Origin of the sequence: Lysobacter sp. K5869 (assembly GCF_018847975.1) — a bacterium.
Taxonomy (GTDB): Bacteria; Pseudomonadota; Gammaproteobacteria; order Xanthomonadales; family Xanthomonadaceae; genus Lysobacter.
This window is the reverse complement of the sequence record NZ_CP072597.1, coordinates 550,461-562,491: the sequence shown is the minus strand read 5'-3', so window position 1 is coordinate 562,491 and position 12,031 is coordinate 550,461. Positions and strand designations below refer to the sequence as shown.

8 protein-coding genes are annotated in these 12,031 nt (G+C 68.1%); 3 read left to right on the top strand and 5 right to left on the bottom strand.

The genetic code is table 11. The features are described from left to right. Nucleotides 1–43: 43 nt before the first annotated feature. From J5226_RS02395 to J5226_RS02385, 3 genes are all read right to left on the bottom strand, one after another. Nucleotides 44–586: a hypothetical protein gene (locus J5226_RS02395; RefSeq protein ID WP_215838272.1), complete on the bottom strand. Its 543-nt coding sequence runs from the start codon at nucleotides 584–586 to the stop codon at nucleotides 44–46. A 146-nt stretch (nucleotides 587–732) separates the two neighbouring features. Next, entirely contained in the window at nucleotides 733–1,161 is a 429-nt protein-coding gene (locus J5226_RS02390) for a GNAT family N-acetyltransferase (protein WP_215838271.1), read from the bottom strand. A gap of 96 nt (nucleotides 1,162–1,257) precedes the next feature. Next, complete coding sequence (locus J5226_RS02385) at nucleotides 1,258–1,578, bottom strand: DUF2782 domain-containing protein (protein ID WP_215838270.1); 321 nt, start codon at nucleotides 1,576–1,578, stop codon at nucleotides 1,258–1,260. Between the two features lie 118 nt (nucleotides 1,579–1,696). On the opposite strand from J5226_RS02385, the gene polA reads away from it, so the two are divergent. After that, nucleotides 1,697–4,480, top strand: coding sequence for a DNA polymerase I (polA, locus tag J5226_RS02380; RefSeq protein WP_215838269.1), 2,784 nt, complete (start codon nucleotides 1,697–1,699; stop codon nucleotides 4,478–4,480). A gap of 531 nt (nucleotides 4,481–5,011) precedes the next feature. On the opposite strand, the gene hemF is transcribed toward polA, so the two are convergent. Then, nucleotides 5,012–5,926, bottom strand: a complete 915-nt coding sequence (gene hemF / locus J5226_RS02375) for an oxygen-dependent coproporphyrinogen oxidase (protein WP_215838268.1) — start codon at nucleotides 5,924–5,926, stop codon at nucleotides 5,012–5,014. A 329-nt stretch (nucleotides 5,927–6,255) separates the two neighbouring features. Then, nucleotides 6,256–8,646, bottom strand: coding sequence for a S9 family peptidase (locus J5226_RS02370; RefSeq protein ID WP_215838267.1), 2,391 nt, complete (start codon nucleotides 8,644–8,646; stop codon nucleotides 6,256–6,258). A 774-nt stretch (nucleotides 8,647–9,420) separates the two neighbouring features. Here J5226_RS02370 and J5226_RS02365 point away from each other — a divergent pair. Then, nucleotides 9,421–10,821 (top strand): cytochrome ubiquinol oxidase subunit I, encoded by a 1,401-nt coding sequence (locus J5226_RS02365; protein WP_215838266.1) that lies wholly within the window; start codon nucleotides 9,421–9,423, stop codon nucleotides 10,819–10,821. Between the two features lie 31 nt (nucleotides 10,822–10,852). Next, a complete protein-coding gene (cydB, locus tag J5226_RS02360) occupies nucleotides 10,853–11,857 on the top strand; it encodes a cytochrome d ubiquinol oxidase subunit II (RefSeq protein ID WP_215838265.1) in 1,005 nt (334 codons plus the stop codon). Nucleotides 11,858–12,031: the final 174 nt, after the last annotated feature.

The following is a 12,031-nucleotide window of genomic DNA, read 5'->3' as shown; positions in this document are numbered from 1 at the left end:
TTCGGCAGCCGCGCAACGTTCATCGCGCGACCCGCTTCCAGCGCTAATTGAGCTTGAACGACTTCAACATCAAATCGAACCCCGGCCGCGCCTGCGCCTGATCCTCGTCCGCGCTCTGCGTGACCAGGAACGCCGCGCGCCGCGCGCCGGTGATCTTGTGGTACTCGCGCAAGTGCGGCACCTTCACCCCGCCCAGGCTGACGGTGTAATGCTCGCGGATGGTGCCGTGATCGAAGGCCGACAGATCGAAGCGGCCTTGATGCTCCATCGCCGCGGGCACTTGCTTGTCGGCTTCGGCCGAGAAGCTGCGGGCGAATTCTTCCAGCTCGCGATTGCGGTCGGACTGCACCATCGCGATGAACACCGCGGTGCCCGGGCTTTCCACGGTGAGGTAATGCACGCCGCCCAGGCGCTGATCGTCGGCGAGCTTCCAGTTGCCGGGGATCTGCACTTGCACGCCGAGGCGGTCGTAGACCTTGGGCTCGGCGACGTTGGCCGCCGGTTCGCCGCACGCGGCGAGCGTCAGGATCAGGGCCAAGGCGAAACCGCGGACGCAAACAGCGCGCAAGCCAAGCATGCCAGTCATCGACTTCATCCCTGTGGTCGCCCCCTGTGGGCAAGCGGCCACCCTAGCAGGCCTGCCGCCAGAACGCGCGTGCCGAATTCCCCGGGTCGGCAAAGGATTGGCGAAGCGATCGCTATGCTGTCGACAGGTCCGCGCGGCGGGTTCGCTCAGTCGAGCGCGACGCCGAAATGGAAGGCTTCGATGCGCAAGCGCTCGCGCAGATAGAACGCATGCGCGTCCTGCCGCTGCGTACCCGAATCCAGTTGCAGCCGCGCGCAGCCCAAGCGCTTGGCCTCGGCCTTGAGCCAGTCGAGCAGGGTCTTGCCGTAACCGCGGCTGCGCACGGTCTGATCGACGATCAAATCGTCCACGTACACATGCAAGCCGACCGCGAGCATCTCCATCACCCGCCAGCACGCGAACGCGCGCGGCGCGCCGTCCTCGTCGAACACGACCGTGGCGCGGCAGCCCTGCGCGATCTGCCGGTGCATCTGAGCGGCGAAGCGCTCCTCGTCGAACTCCGGGCGCAGTTGCGCGACCAGCGGCCAGACGGCGCGCAGGTCGGTGTCGCCGGTTAGGGTGCGGATGGTGGTCATGGGGCTAGGAGTGAGCGGATAGGAGTTAGAAGTTAGCGAACAGCGGCTTTGGCTATCTTCTAGCTCCTATCCGCTAACTTCTGGCTCCAAGCCGCCTCACCAACTGAACAACTTGAAATACACCGGCGACACCGTCCCCTCGCCCTTGCTGCTGTCCAGCCGGCCGTCGCCGTTTTCGTCGACGAGGTAATAGATCGGGCCGCGCGCGGGCACCACCTTGACCACGCGCAGCTGGCCGGCGACGCGGTATTCCTCGATGGTGTCGCCGTTCTCGACCGTGTGCGTGCGCACTTCGGCGTTGCTGAGCCCGGCGGTGGGGTCGGCGGCCTGGGCGGCGCCGCCGGTGCTGGCGCAGCCGGCCAGCGCGAGCAGCGCGGCGGCGGCCAGGGCGGCGTGGGAGGCGAGGGGGGCGCGCATGGCGATTCTCCGTGGTTCAGGCCGACAGGATACGCCGCGCGGCCGTTAAGCGTGCGCATCGGCCCGGCGCCGGCGCGGCGTCCGCGCCGCTGAGACGGCAAGGCGTAGAATCCCCGCCATGAAACGACTCGTCCTGATCGATGGTTCCAGCTACCTCTACCGCGCCTTCCATGCGTTGCCGCCGCTGAGCAACGACGCCGGCGAGCCCACCGGCGCGCTGTTCGGCGTGGTCAACATGCTGCGCGCGACCTTGAACGAACGGCCGGACTTCGTGGCCTTCGTGGTCGACGCGCCCGGCAAGACCTTCCGCGACGATCTCGACCCGAACTACAAGGCCAATCGCCCGCCGATGCCCGACGACCTGCGCGCGCAGGTGCTGCCGATGTGCGAGATCGTCGAGGCGCTGGGCATCCCGATCCTGCGCATCGACGGGGTCGAGGCGGACGACGTGATCGGCACCCTGGCGCGGCGCGCCAACGCCGAGGGCATCGACGTCACCATTTCCACCGGCGACAAGGACTTCGCCCAGCTGGTGCGCGCGGCGGCGCCGGAACAGGCCGGGATCGTCCTGGTCAACACCATGAGCGGCAGCCGCATGGATTCCGACGAGGCGGTGATCGCCAAGTTCGGCGTGCGCGCCGATCAGGTGATCGACCTGCTGTCGCTGATGGGCGATACCGTCGACAACATTCCCGGCGTGGAGAAGTGCGGCCCCAAGACCGCGGCCAAGTGGCTGGGCGAGTACGGCACGCTCGACGGGGTGATCGAACACGCCGGCGCGATCAAGGGCAAGATCGGCGACAACCTGCGCGCCGCGCTGCCGCGGCTGCCGCTCAACCGGCAACTGGCGACGATCAAGACCGACGTCGAGCTCGAACGCGGCCCGGCCGAGCTGGCCCTGCGCGACCGCGACGCCGACGCCTTGCGCGTCCTGTATGCGCGCTACGGCTTCAAGCAGGCGCTGCGCGAGCTGGAAGGCGCATCCACCGCCAACGACCTCGCCAGCGACCGCGCCGGCCTGCGCGCCACCGCCGCCGGCCACGCGCGCGGCGGCGGCGCGGCCGAGACGCCGGGCGCGGCGCTCGCGGCCAAGGGCGAGTACGAGGCCGTCGTCGCCCAGCCGCAGCTCGACGCGCTGGTCGCCTCGCTGCAAGCGGTCGAGGAGTTCGCGTTCGACAGCGAAACCGATTCGCTCGACCCGATGCAGGCCAATCTGGTCGGCCTGAGCTTCGCCAGCGAAACCGGCCGCGCGGTGTATATCCCGCTCGGCCACGATTACCCCGGCGCGCCGGCCCAGCTCGGCCGCGAGGCGGTGCTGGCGGCGCTGCGCCCGGTGTTCGCCGATCCGGCGCGGCGCAAGCTCGGCCAGCACGGCAAGTACGACTTGCACGTGCTGAGCCGCTACGGCGTCGAAGTCGCCGGCTACGCCGACGACACCATGCTCGAAAGCTTCGTCTACAACGCCACCGCCAGCCGCCACGACATGGATTCGCTGGCCAAGCGCTACCTCGGCTACGACACGATCAAGTACAGCGACGTGGCCGGCAAGGGCGCCAAGCAGATCTCGTTCTCGCAGGTCGCCATCGACGACGCCACTCAATACGCCGCCGAAGACGCCGACGTGACCTTGCGCCTGCACCGCGTGCTCGGCGCGCGCTTGGCGGCCGAGCCAGCGCTGGAAAAGGTCTATCGCGAGATCGAAATGCCGCTGGTGCCGGTGCTGGCGCGGGTCGAGGCCAACGGCGTGATGATCGACAGCGACGAGCTGCGCCGGCAATCGCAGGATCTGGGCAAGCGCATGCTCGAGGCGCAGCTCAAGGCGACCGAGCTGGCCGGGCGCACCTTCAACCTGGATTCGCCCAAGCAGTTGCAAGCGCTGCTGTTCGACGAACTCAAGCTGCCGGTGCTGGTGAAGACGCCGACCGGCCAGCCCAGCACCAACGAGGAAGCGCTGGAGGCGATCGCCGATCAGCACGAATTGCCGCGGGTGATCCTGGAGTACCGCGGCCTGGCCAAGCTGCGCAGCACCTACACCGACAAGCTGTCGGAGATGGTCAACCCGCGCACCGGCCGCGTCCACACCAGCTATCACCAGGCCGGCGCCGCGACCGGGCGGCTGGCGTCCAGCGATCCGAACCTGCAGAACATCCCGATCCGCACCGACGACGGCCGCCGCATCCGCCGCGCTTTCGTCGCGCCGCCCGGGCGCAAGCTGGTGGCCTGCGACTATTCGCAGATCGAACTGCGCATCATGGCCCACCTGTCGCAGGACGAAGGCTTGGTGCGCGCGTTCGAATCCGGCGCCGACGTGCACCGCGCCACCGCGGCGGAAGTGTTCGGCAAGAAGTCGCTGGACGAGGTCAGCGGCAACGAGCGCCGCGCCGCCAAGGCGATCAACTTCGGCCTGATGTACGGCATGAGCGCGTTCGGTCTGGCGCGCCAGCTCGGCATCGGCCGCGGCGAGGCGCAGGACTACATCGCGCTGTATTTCAGCCGCTATCCCGGCGTGCGCGACTTCATGGAGCGCACCCGCCAGGACGCGCGCGACAAGGGCTATGTCGAGACCGTGTTCGGCCGGCGCTTGTACCTGGAGAACATCAAGGCCACCAACCAGGGCTTGCGCGCGGGCGCCGAGCGCGCGGCGATCAACGCGCCGATGCAGGGCACCGCGGCCGACATCATCAAGCGGGCGATGATCGACATCGACGGCTGGCTCGCCGGCCACCGCGAGCGCGCGCTGATGATCCTGCAGGTGCACGACGAATTGGTGTTCGAGGTCGATGAGGCGTTCGTGCCGGAACTGCTCGCGCAGGCCACGCAGCGGATGTCGGCGGCGGCCACGCTGCGGGTGCCTTTAGTCGTCGACAGCGGGGTCGGTATTAATTGGGACGAAGCGCATTGATTATCTGGAAGCCATTGATTTTGCTGGACTTGGTTTAATGAATCGGTCCTGAATCCAACAATTTATTAACTCGGATCTTCACGAACTATCCATGTGCCGGATGGTCATATAGGTCGCGACAGATGCAACGTCTGTCGCCGATCTCTCCCTCCCCTGGAGTGATCCCCCGGAGCGAACGCCCCCTCCCCAGGGCACGCTCCACCAGCCCCGCCGGCCCCCCCTGCCCGCGGGGCTTTTTATTTTCCGGCACAAAAGCCGCCGCGTTCGCGCGGCGGCTTTTGTTTTGCGCGGCGTGGTTTCGCGGCCGTGGTGCGGGGATATTCGCAGTCGCAGATAACAACGCGATTAAACGAAAGCGCTCACGCGGCAAATGCGATGGGTTTTGCGCGTTATTTAGAAAAAATTGGAAATGTCGGATTAAGCACGGGTAGGAGCGGCGTAAGCCGCGACCGCGACACAGGCTTACGGCGCAAGCGTGAAAGTCCGCGGTCGCGGCTTACGTCGCTCCTACAGGGCAGGCGTTGCGGCGAATCAGCTGGAGGCTTCGCCGAGCCAGTCGCGCGGAACCAGGAACTCGGCGAGCTTGGCCTCGTCGCTGTCCGCCTCGGGTTGGAAGCCGTACTCCCAGCGCGCCAGCGGCGGCAGGCTCATCAGGATCGACTCGGTGCGGCCGCCCGATTGCAGGCCGAACAGCGTGCCGCGGTCGAACACCAGATTGAATTCGACGTAGCGGCCGCGCCGGTACAGCTGGAACTGGCGCTCGCGTTCGCCGTAGGACGTGTCGCGGCGGCGCTCGACCAGCGGCAGGTAGGCGTCGAGGAAGCCGTCGCCGACCGCGCGCAGGTAGCCGAAGTCGCGTTCGAAGTCGCCGTGCAGGTCGTCGAAGAACAGGCCGCCGACGCCGCGGGTTTCGTTGCGGTGCTTGAGGAAGAAGTATTCGTCGCACCAGCGCTTGTGCGCCTGGTAGCGCTCTTCGCCGCCGAAAGGTTCGCACAGCGCGCGCGCGGTGCGGTGCCAGTGGCGCACGTCGTCGGCGAAGGGATAGAACGGGGTCAGGTCGAAGCCGCCGCCGAACCACCAGGCGACCGTTTCGCCGTCGCGCATGGCGCGGAAGTGGCGGACGTTGGCGTGGGTGGTGGGCAGGTAGGGGTTGTGCGGGTGGAACACCAGCGACACCCCGACCGCGCGCCAGGAGGCGCCGGCCAGTTCCGGCCGCGCCGCGCTCGCCGACGGCGGCAGCTTGCTGCCGGAGACGTCGGAGAAGCCGATCCCGGCCTGCTCGAACACCGCGCCGCCGCGCAGGATGCGGGTGCGCCCGCCGCCGCCCTCGGCGCGCTGCCACACGTCTTCGTCGAAGCGCGCGCCGCCGTCGGCGGTTTCGATGGCGGCGCAGAGGCGGTCTTGCAGGCCGGAGAGGTAGTCGCGGACGCGGTCGAAGTCGTTCATGGCGCGCAGTTTAGCGAGGCGCGGCGCGGATGGGTTTTGATTTGGGTCAAGGTGCGGGGCAAGGGCGGTGGCGACGGTCTGCGGCTGTGGTTCCGACGGCAACTGTAGGGGCGATGTGAGTCGCGACCGCGCCTCAGGCTTGCGTCGTAGGCGCAGTGTCGCGGTCGCGGCTTGCGCCGCTCCAGGGGGCGGCCGTGGTTTCGATTCCGGCTGTAGGAGCGACGCGAGTCGCGACCGTGGGGCCGCAAGCTCGCGTCGCAAGCGCGGTATCGCGGCCGCGCTTTGCGTTGCCCCGGAAAAGACAAGGCCGGCATGGCCGGCCTTGCGGGTCACTGCTTCAAGGTGCGCTCGAACAACTCGTAGATGCGGCGGTACTCGTCGTACCACGCGTCCGGGTGCACGAAGCCATGGCGCTCCAGCGGATACGGCGCGATCTCCCACTTGTCCTTGCGCAGTTCGATGAGCTTCTGCGTCATCATCACCGAGTCCTTGAAGAACACGTTGTCGTCGATCATGCCGTGGGCGATCAGCAGATTGCCCTGCAAACCCGTGGCGTATTCGATCGGCGAGGACGTCTTGTACGCCTCCGGGTCGAGATCGGGGGTGTTGAGGATGTTGGAGGTGTATTCGTGGTTGTACTGCGACCAGTCCGAGACCGGGCGCAGCGCGGCGCCGGACCGGAACTTGCCGGGCGCGCGGTACATCGCCATGAAGGTCATGAAGCCGCCGTAGGAGCCGCCGTAGATGCCGGCGAGGTCGGCGTCGCCCTGCTTGTGGGCGACCAGCCAGTCCAGGCCGTCCAGGTAGTCCTCGAGTTCGGGATGGCCCATCTGTCGGTAGATCGCGGTGCGCCAGTCGCGGCCGTAGCCTTGCGAGGCGCGGTAGTCGAGATCGAGCACGACGTAGCCCTGCTGCACCAGCAGGTTGTGGAACATCTGTTCGCGGAAGTAATTCGTGTAGCGCTCGCTGACGTTCTGCAGGAAGCCGGCGCCGTGCACGAACATCACGATCGGGTACTTCTTGCCGGGTTCGTAGTTCTTCGGGCCGTAGAACTTGCCCCAGACCACGCCGGCGCCGTGCTTGGACGGCACCTGCACGTACTCGGGCTGGATCCACTGGCGGTTCTTGAACGCGTCCTTGCGGGTGTCGGTGAGCTTGACGGCGCCTTCGCCGCTGGCGTCCATCACCGCCAACTGCGGCGGCAGGTAGCTTTCGGAGTAGCGCACCATCAGCTTGCGGCCGTCGGGCGAGAGCGCGAAGCTCTCCACACCGTTGAGCGCGGTGACTTCGCGCACCGCGCCGCCGTTGCGGTCGACCGCGCAGACTTCGTAATCGCCCGGCCACTTGCGGTTGCACAGGAAGAAGAACGTCTTGCCGTCGGCGCCGAGCTGCGGGTCGGAGACTTCCCACTGGCCCGAGGTGATCGGCTTGGCCGCGCCGCCGTCGCTGACGTAGAGCTGCGAATAGCCGGTCTGTTCCGACAGCAGCCACAGGCCGCCGTCCGGCAGCCAGCCGAAGTCGTTGTAGTCCCAGCCGATCCAAGCCTTGTCGCTGAGGCGGTGGCGGGTTTCCAGCGCGGCGCCGGCCAGATCGACCGAAGCGATCCAGCGGTCCTTGTTGTCGGTGGCGCGGATCAGCACGCCGGCGTGGCGGCCGTCGTCGCTCCAGCGCACCGCGGCGTTGCGGCCGTCGCCGTCGGTTTCGATGCGCACCGGGCGGTTGCCCTTGAGCGCGTCTTGCTTGGCCGCCTTGCGCATCGTCGCGAGCGGGTCTTCGCCGATGCCGGGCAGCTTGTCGAACTTGAGTTCGCTGACCTTGCCGGTGGCGACTTCGACCAGCCACAGCTTCTGCGGCAGCGGCGAGTTGCGGCCGACGCGGGTGCGCACTTCTTCGAATTCTTCGTAACCCGATTCGGTCACGTACTTGGGCATCTTGCCGCCGGTGCCGGCGTCGCCCTTCTTGTCCTGGGTGACCGCGAGCAGATAGCGCGCGTCGGGCGACAGCGCGGTGTCGACGATTTCGACATCGGCGCCGAGGTAGGCGGCGCGCGGCGCGCGGCTCGGGTCGCTCTTGCGCCAGGCTTCGTCCTGATCGCGCGAGGCGTCGCGCTGGGTGCGGTCGTTGCGCAAGGTGTCGATGGTGGCGAGCTGGTAATCGCGCAACACGTCGGCCTTCGGCGGCTTGGCCGGGTCGTTCTGCGCCAGCACCTGCGCGGCCTGACTGACGCCCTGGCCGGCGCGCCACTGGAACCATTGGTTGTCGACCCGGAACACCAGGTTGCCGTCGCGCGAGAACTGCGGGCGCGCTTCGGTTTCGTTGCTGCGGGTGACCTGGGTCAGCGCGCCGCTGCGCAGGTCGCGCACGAACACGTCGCCGTTGCGGATGAAGGCCATGCGCGCGCGCTGCGCGTCGTACACCGGATTGGCCGCGTCGAGGTCGTTGCGCGCGGCGCCGTCGAGGCGCTGCGGCGCGCCGCCGGCGACGCCGGTCTGCCAGGTGTCGCGGATGATCGCGCCCTCGCGCTTGAGCTGGTACTGCACGCGCTGGCCGTCCCACGACCACCACGCGCGTTCGACCGGCGGGCCGATCCAATCCGGGTCGGCCATGGTGTCGGCCAAGGTCAGCGGCGCGGCGGGCTGGGGCGCGCCGCTCTGGGCGAGGGCGGTGGCGGCGAGCAGGGCCAGCGGCAGGGCGGCGAGACGGGCGTAAGCGGTGCGCATCGAACGGGCTCTGGGACAAAGACGGGGCAGGGTAGCAGCCCGCGGCGGCGCGGCGGGTCGGTCGTTGGTCATGGCGGCGCGCGGATTTCGAGGTTTTTTCGTGGGGTGCGCGCGGGCGGCGGGCGGGGTGGCGGAGCGGGTTTGCCGGATCGGGGATTTGGGCGGTGGGATCGGGGTTTCGAGCGAAAGCGCGGGGGCGGAAACCTTTCGTTGGGTTGGGTCGCATGCACGGTCGTCATCTCCGCGAAGGCGGGGCTCGCAGACATCGAAGTGTTGTCGCGATGAAGCCCTGGATCTCCGCGTTCGCGGGGATGACAGTCTGGAGGGGGCGGACTCGGCCTGTTCGGTCGTCGAAGCATCCGGCGCTATCGTCGACGCATGGGTGTGAGCGACGGCGCGCGGTCCGCCGCCGCGCGCCGAATCGCGGCCGCGCCAACGGCATTTCCGCGCAAACGCTTCGGCGCCCGCGCCGATCCGCGCACGCGCGAGCCCATCGCCCATTGCCGCCGTTTGTCGCAGCGCCCTCGCGCGCAGCGCGCAGCGCAGGCGTGCGAAACCCTCGCGCTCACCCTCGTTCACCCGCGTCCAAGCGCTTGATCCGCCGTGCCGCCGCGGCGACGCCCGCCGCCGAATGTCGCAGTCTTCGCGGCCCGACCACGCCGCGCTCACCGCCTTTGCGGTTTAAGTGCTCCCACGATCCCGACGCGCGCGGCCGATGCTGCGGCGCAAAAATGAACCCGCCGGCGCTTGCACTGCGCCGTGGAGGCAAATCGCGTGGACGCCCTGTTGTTGTCGCGTATCCAGTTCGGCTTCGTCATCTCGTTCCACATCCTGTTCCCGGCGTTCACCATCGGATTGGCCAGTTGGCTGGCCTTCGTGGAATGGCGCTGGCTGCGCACGCGCGACACGCTGTGGCGCGATCTGTTCTTCTTCTGGACCAAGGTCTTCGCCGTGTCCTTCGGCATGGGCGTGGTGTCCGGCATCGTCATGAGCTTCCAGTTCGGCACCAACTGGGCGGTGCTCAGCGAGCAGGCCGGCAGCATCCTCGGGCCGCTGCTCTCGTACGAAGTGCTGACCGCGTTCTTCCTGGAAGCGACCTTCCTCGGGGTGATGCTGTTCGGCTGGAACCGGGTCAGCGAGCGCATGCACTTCTTCGCGACCTGCATGGTCGCGCTGGGCACGCTGATCTCGACGTTCTGGATCATCTCGGCCAACAGTTGGATGCAGACCCCGACCGGCCACCGCATCGTCGACGGCGTGTTCGTGCCGGAAGACTGGTGGGCGATCGTGTTCAACCCCTCGTTCCCGTACCGCCTCGCGCACATGGTGCTGGCGGCGTTCATCACCACCTGCTTCGTGATCGGCGGCACCGGCGCGTCGTACCTGCTGCGCGGCATCCACGTCGAAGCCGGCAAGCGCATGCTCAAGGCGGCGGTGCTGTTCGCCGCGATCACGGTGCCGGCGCAGGTGTTCGTCGGCGATCTGCACGGGCTCAACGCGCGCGAGCATCAGCCGATCAAGGTCGCGGCGATGGAAGCGCATTGGGAATCCAACCCGCCCGGCGAGGGCGTGCCGCTGATCCTGTTCGCGGTGCCGAACGAAAAGGCCGAGCGCAACGATCTGGAAATCGCCGTGCCCAAGCTCGGCAGCCTGATCCTCACCCATACGCTCGACGGCGACATCCAGCCGCTCAAGTCGGTGCCGGCGAGCGAGCGGCCGCCGGTGAAGCCGGTGTTCTACGCTTTCCGGGTCATGGTCGGGCTGGGCGTGGCGATGCTGGGGCTGGTGGCGCTGTCGCTGTGGCTGCTGTGGCGCAAGCGCTTGTTCGAATCGCGCGCGGCGCTGTGGGGCTGGCGGGTGCTGACGATGAGCGGGTTCGCCGCGATTCTGGCCGGTTGGTACGTGGTCGAGATCGGCCGTCAGCCGTACGTGATCTACGGTTTGCTGCGCACGGCGGACGCGGTCAGCCCGGTGGAGGCGGCGAGCGTGATGACCTCGCTGATCGTGTTCGCGGTCGTCTACTTCACCGTGTTCGGCGCCGGCTTCCGCTATCTGGTCAAGCTGATCCGCAAGGGGCCGCATCCGCACGAGCCGCCGCCGCGCGGCGCGCACGGCGACAAAACCCCGGCGCGGCCGTTGTCGGTGCCGGACGAATCCAGCGAGGCCGGCGCCTGAGCGCCGCGGACGAGAGAGACGGAGAGCGACGATGGACTATTGGCTGCCGGTGATCTGGTTCGGCGTGATCGGCTTCGGCGTGTTGATGTACGTGCTGCTGGACGGCTTCGTGCTCGGTCTGGGCATCCTGGCGCCGTTCGCCGAGGACGAGCAGCAGCTCGACCACATGATGAACACCGCCGCGCCGATCTGGGACGGCAACGAAACCTGGCTGGTGCTCGGCGGCGTCGGCTTGCTGACCGCGTTCCCCAAGGCGTATTCGCTGGTGCTCTCGGCGCTGTACCTGCCGGTGTTGCTGATGCTGATCGCGCTGGTGTTCCGCGGCGTCGCGTTCGAGTTCCGCTTCAAGGCCAAGCGCGCGAAGCCGGCGTGGGGCGCGGCGTTTTCGCTGGGCTCGCTGTTCTGCGCGTTCGCCCAGGGCGTGATCCTCGGCGCGATCGTCGAGGGCATGCCGATGCAGGAAGGCAAGTACGTCGGCGGCGTGTTCGACTGGTTCAGCCCGTTCTCGATGCTGACCGGCGCGGCGGTGGTGTTCGGCTACGCGCTGCTCGGCTCGACTTGGCTGATCCTCAAGACCGAGGGCCGGCTGCAATACATCGCGCGGACCTTGGCGCGGCCGCTGGTGCTGGTGGTGGCGGTGTTCATCGGCTTGGTCAGCGCGTGGCTGCCGTTCCTGGACTCGCGGATCATGGCGCGCTGGTTCGAGGGCGGGAATTTCTACTGGCTGTTCCCGGTGCCGTTGCTGGTGATCGCCAACGCCTGGGCGCTGTGGCGCGCGGTGCGCAGGCAAGACCGCGACGGCGCCCCGTTCCTGTATTCGCTGGGGTTCTTCGTGCTCGGCTTCGTCGGTCTGGTGCTGGGCATCTGGCCGAACATCGTGCCGGGGCTGACCCTGTGGGACGCGGCGGCGGCGCCGTCCTCGCAGCTGTTCGTGCTGACCGGGATGGTGATCCTGCTGCCGGCGATCCTGGGCTACACGTATTGGTCGTACCGCGTGTTCCGCGGCAAGGTCGCGGCCGACGCGGGGTATCACTGACGGCGGCGGCCCGGGAGGGCGCCCGAAGCTGAATTTCCAGACTGGATTTCCGAAACGAGCGAACTCAGGGGGCGGCCGGCGGATCGCCGTCCCCGGCCATACCACCCCGGAATGGGCCTGGCGCTGAACGCGGAAGTACGCGCGGCCCGAACGGGCGGGTATGCTGTGCATCGC

Bases quoted from the DNA above. Each gene is read 5' to 3' on its own strand.
- J5226_RS02395 (WP_215838272.1), bottom strand. From the start codon at position 586: ATGACTGGCATGCTTGGCTTGCGCGCTGTTTGCGTCCGCGGTTTCGCC.
- J5226_RS02390 (WP_215838271.1), bottom strand. From the start codon at position 1,161: ATGACCACCATCCGCACCCTAACCGGCGACACCGACCTGCGCGCCGTC.
- J5226_RS02385 (WP_215838270.1), bottom strand. From the start codon at position 1,578: ATGCGCGCCCCCCTCGCCTCCCACGCCGCCCTGGCCGCCGCCGCGCTG.
- polA (WP_215838269.1), top strand. From the start codon at position 1,697: ATGAAACGACTCGTCCTGATCGATGGTTCCAGCTACCTCTACCGCGCC.
- hemF (WP_215838268.1), bottom strand. From the start codon at position 5,926: ATGAACGACTTCGACCGCGTCCGCGACTACCTCTCCGGCCTGCAAGAC.
- J5226_RS02370 (WP_215838267.1), bottom strand. From the start codon at position 8,646: ATGCGCACCGCTTACGCCCGTCTCGCCGCCCTGCCGCTGGCCCTGCTC.
- cydB (WP_215838265.1), top strand. From the start codon at position 10,853: ATGGACTATTGGCTGCCGGTGATCTGGTTCGGCGTGATCGGCTTCGGC.